At 57.0% G+C, this 16034-nt stretch carries 15 protein-coding genes; 9 read left to right on the forward strand and 6 right to left on the reverse strand.

Going from position 1 to position 16034, the window contains the following annotated elements; translation table 11 throughout:
* The first annotated feature begins 1 nt into the window (after position 1).
* Positions 2–1588 (forward strand): arylsulfatase, encoded by a 1587-nt coding sequence (locus BFP99_RS05055; RefSeq protein WP_065946774.1) that lies wholly within the window; start codon positions 2–4, stop codon positions 1586–1588.
* A gap of 72 nt (positions 1589–1660) precedes the next feature.
* A complete protein-coding gene (locus tag BFP99_RS05060; RefSeq protein ID WP_065946775.1) occupies positions 1661–4153 on the forward strand; it encodes a fused MFS/spermidine synthase in 2493 nt (830 codons plus the stop codon).
* Positions 4154–4221: 68 nt separating this feature from the next.
* Here BFP99_RS05060 and BFP99_RS05065 read toward each other — a convergent pair whose 3' ends face one another.
* Positions 4222–4893: a DUF3313 domain-containing protein gene (locus BFP99_RS05065; protein WP_065946776.1), complete on the reverse strand. Its 672-nt coding sequence runs from the start codon at positions 4891–4893 to the stop codon at positions 4222–4224.
* Positions 4894–5088: 195 nt separating this feature from the next.
* Between BFP99_RS05065 and BFP99_RS05070 the strand changes: the two genes are divergently transcribed.
* Complete coding sequence (locus tag BFP99_RS05070) at positions 5089–7341, forward strand: tetratricopeptide repeat protein (RefSeq protein WP_065946777.1); 2253 nt, start codon at positions 5089–5091, stop codon at positions 7339–7341.
* Positions 7342–8067: 726 nt separating this feature from the next.
* Here the strand turns inward: BFP99_RS05070 and BFP99_RS31720 are convergent.
* Positions 8068–8445, reverse strand: a complete 378-nt coding sequence (locus tag BFP99_RS31720; RefSeq protein WP_074846721.1) for a termination factor Rho — start codon at positions 8443–8445, stop codon at positions 8068–8070.
* A gap of 304 nt (positions 8446–8749) precedes the next feature.
* Positions 8750–9889, reverse strand: a complete 1140-nt coding sequence (locus tag BFP99_RS05075; protein WP_065946778.1) for a glutathione-independent formaldehyde dehydrogenase — start codon at positions 9887–9889, stop codon at positions 8750–8752.
* 226 nt (positions 9890–10115) lie between these two features.
* Here BFP99_RS05075 and BFP99_RS33530 point away from each other — a divergent pair, with 226 nt between their 5' ends.
* Positions 10116–10319, forward strand: coding sequence for a hypothetical protein (locus BFP99_RS33530; protein WP_045792439.1), 204 nt, complete (start codon positions 10116–10118; stop codon positions 10317–10319).
* Positions 10320–10326: 7 nt separating this feature from the next.
* On the opposite strand, the gene BFP99_RS05085 is transcribed toward BFP99_RS33530, so the two are convergent.
* On the reverse strand, positions 10327–10575 hold the full coding sequence (locus BFP99_RS05085; RefSeq protein WP_065946819.1) for a hypothetical protein: 249 nt from the start codon (positions 10573–10575) through the stop codon (positions 10327–10329).
* A gap of 34 nt (positions 10576–10609) precedes the next feature.
* Positions 10610–11218, reverse strand: coding sequence for a glycosyltransferase (locus BFP99_RS05090; protein WP_065946779.1), 609 nt, complete (start codon positions 11216–11218; stop codon positions 10610–10612).
* A gap of 192 nt (positions 11219–11410) precedes the next feature.
* Here BFP99_RS05090 and BFP99_RS31725 point away from each other — a divergent pair, with 192 nt between their 5' ends.
* From BFP99_RS31725 to BFP99_RS05105, 3 genes are all read left to right on the forward strand, one after another.
* Positions 11411–11665: a hypothetical protein gene (locus BFP99_RS31725; protein ID WP_083221135.1), complete on the forward strand. Its 255-nt coding sequence runs from the start codon at positions 11411–11413 to the stop codon at positions 11663–11665.
* 499 nt (positions 11666–12164) lie between these two features.
* A complete protein-coding gene (locus BFP99_RS05100; protein WP_065946820.1) occupies positions 12165–12602 on the forward strand; it encodes a hypothetical protein in 438 nt (145 codons plus the stop codon).
* A 25-nt stretch (positions 12603–12627) separates the two neighbouring features.
* Complete coding sequence (locus BFP99_RS05105) at positions 12628–13158, forward strand: cupin (protein ID WP_065946781.1); 531 nt, start codon at positions 12628–12630, stop codon at positions 13156–13158.
* On the opposite strand, the gene BFP99_RS05110 is transcribed toward BFP99_RS05105, so the two are convergent.
* Positions 13155–13655, reverse strand: coding sequence for a CinA family protein (locus BFP99_RS05110; RefSeq protein WP_065946782.1), 501 nt, complete (start codon positions 13653–13655; stop codon positions 13155–13157). The two genes, BFP99_RS05105 and BFP99_RS05110, sit on opposite strands and share 4 nt — an antisense overlap.
* 188 nt (positions 13656–13843) lie before the next feature.
* On the opposite strand from BFP99_RS05110, the gene BFP99_RS05115 reads away from it, so the two are divergent.
* Together BFP99_RS05115 and BFP99_RS05120 are read left to right on the forward strand one after the other, a co-directional pair.
* A complete protein-coding gene (locus BFP99_RS05115; protein WP_065946783.1) occupies positions 13844–14605 on the forward strand; it encodes an OBAP family protein in 762 nt (253 codons plus the stop codon).
* Positions 14606–14686: 81 nt separating this feature from the next.
* Entirely contained in the window at positions 14687–15997 is a 1311-nt protein-coding gene (locus BFP99_RS05120; protein ID WP_065946821.1) for an SDR family oxidoreductase, read from the forward strand.
* Positions 15998–16034 lie beyond the last annotated feature (37 nt).

Below are 16034 nucleotides of genomic sequence, written 5' to 3' on the forward strand. Positions count from 1 at the left end.
GATGACTCGCATACGCAAGTGGCTGCCGAAACTCGCCCTGGTGGCGGTATCGGTGATGGGGGTCTCGGCATCAGCCTGGGCCGCCGATAAGCCGAATATCCTGGTGATATTCGGCGATGACATTGGGCAAACCAACATCAGCGCCTATTCCATGGGCGTGGTGGGTTACAAGACGCCCAACATCGACCGTATTGCCAAAGAAGGCATGATGTTTACCGATTATTACGCGGAAAACAGCTGCACAGCCGGGCGCTCGTCCTTCATTACAGGCCAGACGCCGTTGCGCACTGGTTTGTCGAAGGTGGGCGCGCCAGGTGCCTCCGTTGGCTTGCAAAAACGTGATATCACCATTGCTCAGGCACTCAAATCACTTGGGTATGCGACTGGCCAGTTCGGCAAGAACCACCTCGGTGACAAAGACGAATACCTGCCGACCAATCATGGTTTTGACGAGTTTTTCGGCAACCTCTATCACCTCAATGCTGAAGAAGAGCCCGAGCGTCCGTATTGGCCTAAGGACGACGCTGAGTTCGTCAAGGCCAACTCACCACGCGGCGTGATCCACAGCTTTGCCGACGGCAAGATCGAAGACACCGGCGCCCTGACCACCAAACGCATGGAGACCATCGACGACGAAACCACCGCCGCCGCTCAGGCATTCATCAAAAAACAGGCCGAAGCCAACAAACCGTTCTTTGTGTGGATGAACACCACGCGGATGCACTTGTTCACGCACGTGCGCGAATCGATGAAGGGCCAGAGCGGTATGCCTGGCAATGAGTATGCCGATGGCATGCTTGAGCACGACGGCGACGTCGGCAAATTGCTACAAACCCTCGACGACTTGAAAATTGCCGATAACACCATTGTGGTTTACACCACCGATAACGGGCCGAACCAGTTCTCCTGGCCGGACGCGGCAACTACGCCGTTCCGGAATGAGAAAAACTCCAACTGGGAAGGCGCCTATCGCGTGCCAGCGATGATCCGCTGGCCGGGTAAAATCAAGCCTGCCGAGGTTTCCAACGAAATGTTTTCAGGTATGGACTGGTTCCCGACCTTGTTGGCGGCTGCGGGCGACACGGGGGTCAAAGACAAGTTGCTCAAAGGATGGGCACCGGTTGCGGGTGGCAACAACTTCAAGGTGCATCTGGATGGTTTCAACCAGCTCCCTTACCTGACCGGCCAGCAACCGAAAGGCGCGCGCGACGAGTTCTATTACTTCAACGACGACGGGGTGCTGGTGTCCGCGCGCTTCGGTAATTGGAAAGCCGTGTACTGCGAACAACGCGCGCCCGGAGGTTTCAAGGTATGGAGCGAGCCATTCGTGTGTCTACGGGTACCGAAAATTCTGAACTTGCGCATGGACCCGTATGAACGCGCAGACATAGTCTCCGATCAGTATTACGACTGGACCACCAAAAACGTCTATCTCGTAGCAGTGGCGGTGACCAAGTCGGCGAAGTTCCTCGAGACCTTTATCGAGTACCCGCCGAGCCAGAAACCGGCCAGCTTCAGCATCGATCAAATCCGCGCAGGCGTGGATGCGAAGATTGCCGAGAAGATGAAGGCTAACCCGGCGCAATAAAGTCGGGATCTGTTGGGAGGGAGTCAGCTCCCCCCAACACTTTTATCTGTATTTACTACAAGGCTCTACGCAATGTCGTCACGCACCGTCAGCAAACCTGCTGCACTGGCTCACACCTCCACCACCCTGATCCCCACTTTGCTGCTCTTCATCTCCGGCATGGCCGCGCTGGTGTACCAGGTGCTGTGGATCAAGCAACTGTCGCTGGTCGTGGGTGTGGAGGTGTACGCCATCACCACCGGCATCAGCGCATTTTTTGCCGGGCTGGCGTTGGGTGGCTTGCTGTTCGGACGCTGGGCGGATCGCCTGTCACGACCGTTGCTGCTGTACGCAATCCTCGAAATTCTTGTCGCCGTGCTCGGCGTGGGCGCCACTGTCGCCCTGAGCATGGCTGCCAGCCCGTTTGCCTGGCTGGAACAACAGATCGGCCTGCTGGCCTGGGTACTGCCGTTCGTACTGGTAGGCATACCGGCACTGCTGATGGGCGGCACCTTACCGGTGCTGGTGCGCTCGCTGGACATCGACCCAAAGGCTCTGGGCCAAGCCGGTGGCCGCTTGTATGCCGCCAACACCGCAGGTGCGATTGCCGGTACTTTGCTCACCGCCTTTGTGCTGATCGCCACGTTTGGCGTACGCGGCAGTGCCCTGGTGGCTGCGATGCTCAACCTACTGGCCGCCGTAGGTGCGCTGTTGTATGTGCGGCATCACACACCTGCGCCGCTGCCCCACACCCACACCGCCAAACCGGCGCGCCTGGCGCTGGTGCTGTATGCCATCGCCGGTGGCGTGGCCCTGGGGTACGAGGTGGTGTGGTCGCAATCCATCGTGCAATTCATGAGCACCCGAACCTATGCATTCGCCGTCGTACTAGCCACCTATCTGGCCGGGCTGTTTATCGGCAGCCAGTGGATGGCGCGCCGGGTAGCACGCATTCGTGACCCATGGGGCGTGTTCGGCCTGCTGATAGCCGGTGCCGGGCTGGTGGCCTTGCTGGAAATCGCCCTGCTGGGCCGCTGGCTGGTACTACTGCAAACCCAGGCCGAAGCCCTGGTGTTGAGCTTGGGCGGCGCCGAACTGCCGGGCATGAGCGCGCGTTTTGCGGTGGCCGCTCTGTGCATCGTGTTTGTGCCAACCCTGTTGCTTGGCGCGGCCTTTCCCCTGGCCCTGCGATTGAGCGTGGGCGGCGAGCATGTGGGCAGGGACGTCGGCGCTGTGGTGGCGTTCAACACCCTGGGCGGGATTATCGGGGTGATACTGTGTGGTTTTGTGCTGATTCCCTGGCTCGGGCTGGTACGTACCCTGGGCCTGCTCGCGGTGATCGCCGGTGTCGTGGGCTATATGGCCGTGCGCCGTGGTCACGGGGTTAAGAAAGGCCGGCGTCAGGCAGTGGTTGCCCTCGGCTTGCTGTCACTGGCGGTGGCACTGCTGACCCCGGTGGATCGCCTGGCCAAGCTGCTGCCCGGGGCACGTAATGCGAGCCTAGCGTTTTACCAGGAAGGTCGTGGCGCCACTGTCGCCGTGGTCACCCAGGGCGAGGGCGCCCGCAGCTTTCAGCGCCTGTACATTCAGGGCGTATCCAACACTGGCGACGCGATGCCGTCCCTACGCTACATGCGGATCCAGGCGCTGTTGCCGCTGCTGATCCATAACGGCGAGCCCCGTTCGGCGCTGGTGATCGGCTTTGGCACCGGGATTACCGCCGGGGCTTTGCTGCGTTATCCCGGGCTGGAACACCGTGTGGTCGCCGAGTTGCTGCCGTCGGTGATCCAGGCGGCGCCGCTGTTCAAGGGCAACTTCAATGCCGCCACTGATCCGGGCGTCGACGTGCGCCTGCGGGACGGTCGCCAGGAGCTGCTGCGCAACCCGCAGGCGTACGACCTGATCACCCTAGAACCGCCACCACCGTCGGCGGCTGGGGTGGTCAATTTGTATTCCCGCGACTTCTACCAGCTGGCCGCCCGGCGCCTGGAGAAAAACGGCCTGGTGGCCCAATGGCTGCCGCTTCCGACACAAAACATCGAGGACTCGCGGTCGCTGGTACGCAGTTTCCTCGACGTGTTCCCGTACGCGACGCTGTGGACCAGCGAGTTCCACGAGATGCTGCTGGTGGGCTCCAAGGAGCCCATCGAACTGGATGCCACACGGATTCGCCAGCGTTTTGAGCAACCGACCGTCAGCAGTGCGTTAGGTGACGTGGGCATTGATTCGGCAGCAACCCTGCTGGCCACTTGGGTCACCGATCGCCAAGGCCTGGAGCGCTTTGCCGGGAATGCACTGCCGGTTACCGACGACCAGCCGCGCATCGAATACGCACCATGGGTACGCAGCAAGGAGATCGCCCGGGTGCTCCCGGCATTGCTGGATTTACGGGTGCCGGCGCCGTTACTAAATGCCGCCCCGGCGTTTTCCCGCACCCTGGCCAGCGAACAACAACGCTTGATGCAGTTCTATCGCGCCAGTTTGCATGCCTATGACGGCGACCGCACTGCCTGGGGCCGGGACATTCAGGCGGTGTTGCAACAAGACAATGCCAACCCTTACTACCGTTGGTTTATTGGCCAATAACCAAGCAACGTCGCAGCAACTGGGTGACGACGACTCCCTGCCACCCACCGCTACGACGTGTTTGAGGCTTAGCGCTTTTTAAGCTTCAGATATGACTGATGCAGGTCCGATGCCCAGCCGTCGATGACGCTTTTCACGTCGTCCGCTTTCATTACCTGGGAGTCATTTGCCAACGGCTTGCCGGTGCCTTTACGCACGACCTGGGCGATCACCTTGCCACTGTCGCCATCTAGGAATTGGGCTTCGGTGCCCAGGGTGGTTTCCTGGTCACGAATCCCGGTACCGGTGCTCACCGCAGCGGCCACCAGCGCGACAGGAATGTACTCATACGGCTTGAGGCTCTCGGTCTTGCTGCTGACCGCAGTGATGGCCGCCCGCACCACAATCACGCCCGGGCCAGGCCCGTTGGCCAGTGGCAGCGACTTTTCCAGTTCCCGCTTGAGCGCCTGGTTGTAGCAGTTGTTGATGCCATGCAAGGTACTTTCAGGAATCTTGGTGGTGGCTTGCGGCTTGGGGTAGAACTGGGTGGGTTCGATGTACACCGAGGTATAGCGGCTCAGGTTCAGTTTAGGGTCCACCCAACGCATCACTTCCGCACCCGATGGCGACTTGGCTTCCTGCAGGTGGCTGTAGTCGGAGAGAAAACCGGAGTATTCGTCCGGCTGCGTAACCTTGCTGGAACACCCCACCACCCCGATTGAGGCGATGCACACCGTGCCGATCATTAGTCCTAGCTTCATCGTGGAACTCCCTGGCTGTCATCGAAGGAACGCTGAGCTGTAGGTATAGCCAACTCTGGAAAAATAACCCGCCGGGCGTTGCACGTTGCGGGGAATTTCACAGCATGGATTTGACAGGCAAGCGCCTAACGTCAAAGCTGCACGGAGCTTAAGCGCGCCATCAGAGCGTCAATGCATCGGACATCGGAAGTCGTAATGCCCAAGCCTGAAAATAAAGCCGTACCTCGCCGTGATTCGTCCAGCCGTTACCTGTATCCCGTAGTAATCGCTCTTTTGCTGTTGGCCATGGCCGGGATCTGGTTTTTCCTGCAGGCCAGTACGCCCAGGCTGCCGGTGCCGGCACCTGCGCCCGTGGTCAAACCGGTGGCGGTGGTGCCGCCTGCAAAAATGGTCGATGAGCAGCAGTGCCAAGGCTGCCACCAGGCCCAGGTCAAGGACTGGCAAGGCTCGCACCACCAACTGGCAATGCAGGCTGCCGCACCGGAGACTGTACCGGCTGACTTCAACGATGTGTCCTTCAGCAGCGAAGGCGAGACCACCCGATTCTCGCGCCGGGGCGACGAGTTCTGGGTCAACACACCTGGCGCCGATGGCAAGGCCGGAGACTTCAAGGTCGCCTATACCTTCGGCATCGCACCATTGCAGCAGTACCTGATTGAGGTCGGTGACGGGCGCTTGCAGGCCCTGGGCGTGGCCTGGGACACGCAAAAAAACCGCTGGTTTCACCTCTACCCCGGCCAGGGCGTGAACTTCAAGAACCCGCTGCACTGGAGCAAACCCAGCCAAAACGCCAACTTCATGTGCGTGGAGTGCCATACCACCGGTTACAAGCGCAATTTCGATGCGGCCAAGAACAGCTTCAACAGCCAATGGAACAGCCTGGGCGTCGGCTGCCAGGCGTGCCATGGCCCGGCGTCGAACCATGTGGCGTGGGCGGCGAAAAAAGGTGACCTGCTGCACGCAGGTTTCGCCGTGGACCTGAAAGACAAGGACGCCACGGTCGAGATCGAAACCTGCGCCCGCTGCCACGCCCGCCGTGCGCCGTTGGGTGACGGCTATACCGTCGGCAAACGCCTGATGGACGACTACCTGCCCAGCGTGCTGACCCGCGAGCTGTATGCACTGGATGGCAAGATCAAGGATGAAGTGTTCGAACACGGTTCGTTCGCGCAAAGCAAAATGGCCGACAAGGGCGTGCGCTGCAGCGACTGCCACAACCCCCACAGCGCCGAACTCAAGGCACCGGGCAATGGCGTGTGCCTGCAATGCCACAACACCGCGGGCAAAACTGCTGTGGCCACAGTGGACGGTCGCGGGCTGCAGGCCAAGAATTACGACTCCCCCGAACACACTCGCCACGCTGTCGGTGAGCCGGGTTCGTTCTGCGTCGATTGCCATATGCCCGGCAAGTTCTACATGGGCAACGACTTTCGCCATGACCACAGCTTCAGCATCCCCCGGCCCGGCGATAAGGTCAGTGAACAGTTCAAGCTTTGGAACAGCACTGTAGCCGAGCATGCACCGCGTTACGAAGAGAGCATGGCCTTGATCCGCGGTGGCCAGCCTGGCGCGGCGCAGGCGCTGTATGACCAGTTGGCACGCAACAACCTGCCGGCGATCCAGCGCGCGACATTGCTGGCTGAACTGTCCAACTACCCAAGTGAGCAAGCCCTGAAACTGGCCACCAGGGACCTCGCCAACCCGGCGTCGCAAGTGCGTGAGAGCGCGGTACGGGCGATCAGTGCGTTCCTGCCCCCGGCTGAACGGGTTGCGCTGTATGGGCCGCTGCTCCAGGACCCGGTGCTGGCGGTTCGAATCATCGCCGCGCGAGACCTGTTGAGTGTCTCTGCACAAGGCGTGGGGCCGGCCTGGGACAAGGCGATCGTGGAATACGAAAATGTGCAGTTGAGTTTGCTTGAGCGGGCCGAAGCCAATCTCAATCTGGCAATGCTGTATCAGGCCAGTGATCGGGGCGACAAGGTTGAAGCACAGTTGCGTGCGGCGTTGCTGCGCGACCCGGATTTCTTCCCGGCGCTGGTGACCCTGGCGCAATGGCTGGAGGCCAATGGACGTGCCCAGGAGGCGCGCACGCTGATATCGGACAACCTCAAGCAGCACCCAGAAGCGGCACTGTTGCAGCACACTCAAGGGCTGATGCTGATTCGGGCCGGGGACACGGCCAAAGCCATGCCGCATCTGCGTGAAGCGGTACGCCTGGAGCCGGCGAATCCTCAGTACAGCTATGTGCTGGCAGTCGCGCTGCATGACAGTGGGCGGGTGGATCAGGCCTGTGAGCAACTGGAAAAGCTGCTCACGCTGCAACCGTATAACCGCAATGCGCGGCTGTCGTTGATTCAGTATTACCTGGAGAACGGCAAAGAGCCCAAGGCGCAGGTGGTGATGCAGGCCTGGAAGAAACTTAACCCCGCAGATCCGGCATTGAAATGAACTTGGCACCTTATGCACGTGAATTCCGTACTCTTGGAACTGATTTTATTATCTCCAGAGTTCTGCGTTAGGGTCGGACGAATACTGGGCGATCTTTGTTCTGAATGCGTGTTTTGGCTGTCATCTTTGCCACGGCGTGCATAGCCACTGGCGGCAGGACAGCTCCGGCACTGCTGTCCGACAGGGTAACCAAGCAACCCGGTAACGCCCTGCTGCAATTTACTCAGGGGCTCGCCTTAGTGCGGGGCAATCAGCCGGATACCGCTCACTTCACTGAAATGCATCGATGGCCATACTGGAGCGCAGTCAGAGGCTCCCATCTCGATTATCAGCACATCACCTGCGAATGGGGGCAAAAGTGGGGGCAAACTAAAACTCTAACGGCGCAAAAATACCGCCCTAGAGCCCAGTCAAAATGTTCTTCGGAAGCTCTGAAAACAGGTGACGTGGCGAGCTGCAGCTTTCGGACGATTCTGTTGAAAACAGTCGGATTTTCCGCCCTCCTGAACTCACTCAACCTATCCAGGTTTTTTTCGGACCTTCATTGACCTTTATTACTCAGTTAGGGGCTTAGCGTGAGGTTTTTTGTTTATTGCAGGCGCACCTATCCTACGACCGGTGGCCCCTGAGGGGTAAACTTGGCCAGCCAGCGCCGTTACACCGAAGCGGCCAGCGTGAATTCATTGGTCGCACCGCTCATGCCACGTGGTCACTTCGGTTGAGTCCTTAACTCACCTCATTCAGCGCCTTGATCAGTTCTATCTTACGCATAGTCGAACGCCCGGCTATTCGGTGTTTACGAGCTCGCTCCATAAGCTCATTTTTGCTCATATCCTCTAATCGCTGATCAGTTCGCGGGGCACCCTGTCGTGTTGCTGCAGCTCGCCGGGCTGATGATTCTCGGGCTTTAGCCTTTTTTGCTTCGGTGGTTTTCTGCCCAGACCCACCCTTCAGTTCGCCGCCACCTGACTGTTTATTAACTGTTCCCCAAGCACGACGTGCTGCTTCATCTTCGGGAACCCCTTTAGCCTCGTAGCTATCTTCGATATGTTTCGCTTTGCGTTTTTGGTTATCGGTGTACTTGTCTTTATCCCCGCGCGGCATGATCGCATCCTCTTAGTGGCTGAGCACATTGCCTACATTTGTGGAGCATCCAACCCAACATTTTATTGTCGTCAAAGGGTTTTGGCCCAGCGGTTCATAACGGCCTGGGCCATCAATTATCGCTTACTGTCGTCCGACTTTCCTTCCTGCATCTGTACAGAGGACTTGGTACCGCTGGAGTTGTCTTTGGTTGCATTATCGGCGCTGTCAAAGCATCCATGAAGCATGAATACGCTGCAAAAGCCCAAGCACATACTCAACTTTTTCATGATCGTTTACCTACTAGCGAATTTGGCTGTTCATTTTATGCTGCTGGCTTGAGTACGACCTTCGTCCAGCCATCGTCACGTGCGTCGAAGTGCTTATAGGCATTTGGGCCCTCGGCGAGCTTGAGGCGATGAGAAATAATCTGAGAAGGTTTTGCGCGACCATGATGGATGAGCTCGGCCAAGCGACGGTTGTAGACTTTGACGTTAGCCTGCCCAGTTCGAATCTGCTGCCCCTTGAACCAGAAAGCGCCGAAATCGAAGGCCATCTTGCCTTCTTTGGCGAGTTCATTTTTAGCGCCGGGATCCTGAGGTACGAACACACCAACGACTCCGATACCCCCCGTCGCTTTTGTCGAGGCAACAAGGTTATTCATAGTGAGGTGATTGGCTTCATGACCGTGGCGGTCGCAGCATTGATAACCAACACACTCACAGCCTCGATCGGTGCCTTTGCCGTGAGTCAGATTTAAGATTTGGGCCACTGCCTCTTTCTCAAGCGAGTTGATGGGCGTAGCACCCATCTGAGCGGCGAGCTTTAAACGGTCGGGATGATTGTCGACCACGAACACCTGAGAGGCGCCCTTGATCATTGCTGAGTGGGCGGCCATTAAACCCACCGGGCCGGCGCCATAGATGGCAATGCTCTCCCCAGGAAGGAGGCCCGCCAGCTCGGTTGCATGCCAGCCCGTTGGGAAGATATCCGACAGCATGACGTAATCTTCTTCACGCTCTTGCGCGTCGTCGGGCAGCACCAGGCAATTGAAGTCGGCATACGGCACCCGTAGCAGCTCTGCCTGCCCGCCCTGATATGGCCCCATATCAGCAAATCCGTAGGCCGCGCCCGCACTACCTGGGTTAGCGGTCAGGCAGAATCCGGTCAGGCCTTTTTCACAGTTTTCGCAAAAACCGCAGCCGATGTTAAATGGCAGACATACGCGGTCTCCTACCTTGACTCGATCTACGCCGGCGCCTACTTCAACGACCTCGCCCAGATTCTCATGGCCAAAGACTCTGCCGGTTTCGAAAGAGGTTCGGCCTTCATACATATGCAGATCAGATCCGCAGATATTGGTGGCCGTCACCCGCACCAGAACGTCCGTAGGTTTTTCTATTTTGGCATCCGGCACATTTTGCACACTGACGTCACGGGGGCCGTTGTAAACGATGGCTTTCATTGCGTTCTCCCAGAGGCAAGACGAAAGGGATTTTTCGTCAGCACATGTTTAATCTGTCCGAGAGAGCAAATCGTATGTTCAAGAAATTCGAGGCATGTCTGACGAGCGGTACATTCTCAAAATCGCTCAAAAAATCTGAATTATTCGCCCTCGTATCCCTCTCTTTTTTATCGATAGAGATTGAGAGGTTGGCTTGAGTTATCTGGATTGGGTTCAGTGGCCCGCCATGGCAGTGACAGTGATCGCCGCGTGGCTTATCGGGTCTCAACGCCCCGCGAGAAGAATGGCCGGGTTCTTCTGTTTTATTTTGAGTAATGTCCTATGGGTCATTTGGGGGGCTTATGCGGAGGCCTACGCACTGATCGTGCTGCAGATCTGTCTTTGCTCGATGAACCTACGTGGGTTTAAAAAGAACTTTCAGAATCAGTAGGCGCGATTCATTCGGAGGCCTGGCGACCGCGCTGATTTTTCCTGAACCCACGAACATTCATGCCAAGCAAAATGCACTCGAGCACAATCAATCCGAAAGCATTTGTGTGCCATCCCCAGATAACCCATAGCGCGTTGCTGAGGATAAACCCCCAAAAGGCAATCATGCGCCGGCGCGGTTGTTGAGAACCGATATACCAAGCTGAAATGACAGTCACTATCATGGCGGGCCATTGCACCCAATCAATCAGATCCACAAGGTCACGCCCCACCCGAGGTCAGCGTGTGAACTCATGGACGGCTCGACACCCATGTCGGTATTGGGAGGCTGGTGGCTGTCCAGACAATACGTGCTCCAATCCTCTCAAGGTCTGCAACCAGTTGAACATCCTCGTGCGCCATCAAATGCTTGAACCCACCAGCGTTCTGATAAGCCTCGGCACTCAAGCCGAGATTGGCCCCATGGATATGGCGATGGTTCTCGATGAACGGGTACAACGCCAGGTATTGAGTGCGAACCGCCTCGCCGTATTCTCTCCAGCTGTCGACCTCAACTGTTCCACACACCGCGTCAGCGTCAAACTCAATCTGACGCGCTAGCCAATCGGGCGGTACAACGGTATCGGCATCCGTGAAAGCAAGCCACCGTGCACCAGCTTTCAGTAACTGCTCAGCACCTACAGCTCTCGTCTTACCCATGTTTTGAAAGGAGACACCAATCGACTGTACGCCCATCGCCGCGACCATTGCCTCCGTGCTATCTGAGCAGTCATCCAAGACGACAAGTATCTCGACCAACTGATCTTTTAGCGACGGGTGTTCAACCGCGAGGAGTACGGACTCAAGGCATTGGCTGATATAGCGTTCGTCGTTATGAGCAGGTATCACGATCCCTATCATCTTCTCTCCCTTACCTCGCGAAGTGTGCCCAGCAATCGACACCGCCCTGATAAGGAAGGTTTAAAGAATCTATCGTAGCGAGAGCAGCTCCATCTAAAGGAACGTTTCGGAGCGCCATTATCCTGCCAGTATTTACGCCGCGGCATTCTGAACTAGCCTTGTCGTGTTTAGGATTTTTAATCCGGAGAACTGATGGACACGCTAACCAAAGTGGAGGTCGAAGCAGCCCTTTCCGCTCGACTTCCTAACTGCGCAGTTAACTGTGCATTCAATCCCGACGGCAGCCTTTCGGTGACCGTGACGGCGCACGATGCTGATCAGTTCACCATCGCCAATATCAATCGCGCCCACTATCACGGGGAATCAGGAATCAATAGGCTCATACGGGAAATACTGGAAGAAATGGTCATATCGAGACAATCTTCCAGGCGTTCATCTGTAGGGTAATAAACAGGAATTCATATGCCGGACTCTACTGAAGCGACGATGCATTCAATCAAAATTGAATACCTAGTGGACACGCTGTTCGGAGTGAATCCACTCGCGAGCGAATGCAGGGCGCGCATAATGCGCAAAGCGTCTGGATTTCAGCTGCAACTCGCACGGCCGTGGCCTAGCCAGCTACAACATGCCCACACACTTACCTTCGAATGGGAGGGCGGCTCCTACCGTGGGCTGGTGCACCACACTGAAAAACTGCCCAGTGGAGAGCTGCTGCTGGACGTTGCCCCTCAACCTTAGTGGTGATGGCGAAGAAGTTGGAAATTGCGCCAGTTGTTGTTACGCCGAGGGATAGCGCTGCACGCCACTCGTCGAGGGATATGCACAGCGTTTAAACTTTATTTCCTGTTGCCCTCTCCCACTCTTTGTGGAGAAAAGTATTTGCTCCTGGATGAATCGATTCAATTGAATCCGACAGTGTGAACGCTGCGTGGAGATGACAATCATGAACCTGCGTCTACCCATGTTTTTGATGTTGTGCTTTACCTTTTCAAACGCCTTGGCTGCGGCGTGTGATGTCTACACGCACCCTCAGAGCGATCAGGTACCCGTGGTTGAACAGCACACCTGCTACACGTACGAAGGCGTGCCTTCCGACGCTATCGATTGGTCGTGCAGCAACGAAAACAAGGACATGATGAACACAAAAAAAACCAAGATCGCTCAATGCGCCGGCGACTATGCGGCCAGTTGCAAGGCAACACTCACACAGGAGGCACTTGCGAATCCTCATGCAACCGCCAAAGTTCCTGGCCACGCAGGCGCGATGCTTCCCAGCAACGCTGGGGTGGTGACTTATCACTATGCCGCACAGGACCTTAAGCAAGCCAAAATCGATTGTGAGAAAGACGGCGGGCAGTGGACGTGGCAATCAGCTCAATAACCAGATTTCAAATGGCGCATCCCATATGAACGGCTTTGAGAATGGTACAGCTGCGCCAATACCGCTTATGTTTAAGCGCGGTGATACGGTGCCCAATAACCCGGACCTGCCCGTACTTTTTTATTCAGAGGCACTGCCCAAGCCCTTCGACGACCCTGCGGCACTCTTTGAAGCAATGTTCGCCAGCCAAGGTTGGCCCCCTCAGTGGCGTGATGGGATCTACAGCTATCATCATTACCATACACAAGGGCACGAAGTGCTGGGTGTCGCAAGCGGCGATGCTCAGCTGATGCTGGGTGGCGAGCACGGTCAGGTTCTGAACGTGAGTACAGGCGATGTGTTGCTGTTGCCGGCAGGCACCGGGCATTGCAGCCTGAGCGCCAGTAAAGACTTTCTCGTAGTAGGCGCCTATCCGCCAGGCCAGCATGGGGATATTTGCCGCGAGGCGCCCACCCCGGCACAGTTGAGGAATATCGAACAGCTACCATTTCCTGATGAGGGGCCAGTAACGGGCGATCAAGGTGCCTTTCGCAGGCTGTGGGTCAGAGATCGCTAAGCGCCCTCACCCGCCATCGCTAGCTGGTGAAAATGCGGCAATGATTTCAGGGCATGGAGGGATGCCGCCAATTGGACCTCTTGGCGCGAGCCCATGAACCGTTCCTTTCGACTGAACACGCTCAGACTCCGCCCTATTCGATAGGCCCAGGCAAAACAAACAGTTCCAGGAGGTATCCCATCGATCACATCCGGACCCAGTATGCCCGTGGTCGCGATGGCTACATTTGCCGGACTGTCGTCCAGTGCCCCGAGAACCATCTCCCGAGCAACCTCACAACTCGTGAGATTAAAGGTATTTATGGTGTATGCGCGTACTTTTAATAGCCGCTGTTTCGCTTCTGACGAATAGACGACATAACCACTCTCAATACATGACCCACCTCCGTCGACCTCCGAAAGCAAAGTGATAATTTTTCCCGCGGTACAAGATTCGGCCGTCGTAATAACCAGTCGATTGCGTTTGAGGTACTCCACGATAGAAGCGGCGACAAACATGATAAGTGCTCCTGCGCGCGAGCGATTGCGCTATTACCCTGTTCCAAAAAACGACCTTTCAAATCAATCAATGTTCAAGCGAAAGTGTTTTGAACGTGCACGGCGTCAGGCTTTCCAACGTCTACAGAGTTGAACCTGACTTTCCCAAATTTCGCTTGAGAGAAGGCAAGAGGATGGAACCTACGACAATGATTACCAAAACAGCCAGAATGGCCAGGTCATGCTCCTTGGCGGCAACCTTTACCCTGTTAAGCGCCTGCGCTGGCAATGATTCTCCCTCGAACGTGGGGGCACCCGGTAAACCCACTGCTCCATCTACCCGAACCCTGGAAGCCGGGGCAGCCCTGCTCCAATCTCGTCCGCCTGTTGATGCATTGAACGCCTATCTGGACGGTTTTCACTTTTATAACGGCCATCCTGAGGTGCAGATGGAAGCGCATCACTACTGCGCGATTCTCAATGAAGAGGTGATTCAATGCGTGATCTACGACGGCAATCGCAAGGATGCAAAGTTGATGGGCGTGGAATACATCATCAGCGAGCAGTTATTCACCACACTGCCTACCCCTGAAAAGGCGCTTTGGCACAGCCATGTGCATGAAGTGAAATCAGGACAACTGGTCGCGCCGGGAATCCCCGAAGTGGCTGAGCACGCGTTGATGGAAAAACTGGTACATACCTACGGTAAGACTTGGCATACCTGGCATACCGATCTCAACAAACGCCTGCCGCTGGGCGCGCCGCAACTGATGATGGGGTTTACCACCGAGGGCCAGGCCGACCCTCGGATGGTCGCCGAGCGAGATAAGCGGATGGGTATCGACAGCACCGAAAAGAAGAAGACACGCATCGATATAGTTGCGCCACCCATCGCACCGGGTGCGGACGCATGGCAACAGGGCACCGTTATTCAGATCACCGATCCGACTGTAACGGCCCATCAGCACTGAAGGCACCACTCAGTCATTTGGATTGAACGATCATTTGCTGGCCCTTCTCTATCGCAAGACCAGCGATAGGAGGATGTCATGATGATTGATTCAGCAACCGGAATGAATCCTGGCGAACGATACGCAGTGGAGAGCCTGGAGCGAACAAGGAGCTTTTGCGGTTTTTTCCTGGATGGAAAATATTACCTGGGTCCCGAACTCTTGACGGCTGTCGGGTGGCTTGAGGGCCAGACATTTATTTACGACGAGCTCGACGCCTTAGGCGACCCGGTATTCCCCGACCGTGTCGCTGGCACGATTGAAAACCTTACCCTCGTGCTGGCCGACGGTGCCCGTTTGAAACTCCATCCGATACCTGTTCATGTGCCCGAGGATTTGCCTGCACGCGCGCCTGTAATGGGAAAAAACAATGGCCAGTTACACGGCAAAACGGTGGTGATCACCGGCGCCTCAAGCGGCATAGGTCGTGCTGCTGCTCACGCATTTGCAGAACAAAGTACCCGGTTAGTCTTGGCGGCTCGTGATGAAAAGGCGCTGGCAGAAGTGGTCGAGGAATGTGCTGTACGCGGCGCGCAGGCGATCGCCGTTAAGACCGATGTGACACATGGCGACCAAATGCGCGCGCTGGCGGAAAAGGCTGCAGCCTTCGGAAATGGCCGCATCGATATCTGGATCAATAACGCCGGTGTAGGGGCCGTCGGAAGCTTCGAAAACACGCCTTTGGAAGCACACGAACAAGTACTGCAAACAGACCTGCTCGGTTACCTGCGTGGCGCCCACGTGGCGTGGCCCTATTTCAAAGCCCAGAAAAGCGGGATTCTGATCAATACACTCTCGCTGGGAAGCTGGGTCGCCCAGCCTTTTGCCGCCGCGTATTCAGCCAGTAAATACGGTCTGCGTGGCTTGACCGAAGCACTGCGCGGCGAATTGGTCGGCTACCCGAATATTCATGTGTGCGACATCTATCCCGCCGTGATGGATACACCGGGCTTTCGCGATGGCGCAAATTTTACCGGCCATGCATTGACGCCGCCGCCACCGGTCTATGATCCGCGTCAGGTGGCGCGGGCGATGGTCGCTTGCGCGCTGCAACCGAGGAACAGCACCACTGTCGGTACCGCCGCAACCATCGCTCGAGTCGCGCATTTTTTGCTGCCCGCCTTTCCCCAGGTATCCGGCTGGCTCACCCGCACCGCCCTGCAACGGGCACCCCACTCAGCGACTTCGTCGGGCAACCTGTTTGGACCCGCCAGCGGTGAGCGCCGCATTGAAGGCGGGTGGCGGCAAACACGCCGTACACCGTATTGGTTGGTTGCAGCAAGCGCAGCGCTGTTACTCGGCGGTGTGGTCATTGCGCGCAAGCATTCAACAAACAACAAGCCGCATAACTGAAATTGGGGGGCAGCCGCCCCGTTTAAATGAGGTAAAT

The sequence above is a fragment of the Pseudomonas sp. 1 R 17 genome (assembly GCF_900067035.1).
Classification (GTDB): Bacteria; Pseudomonadota; Gammaproteobacteria; order Pseudomonadales; family Pseudomonadaceae; genus Aquipseudomonas; species Aquipseudomonas marginalis.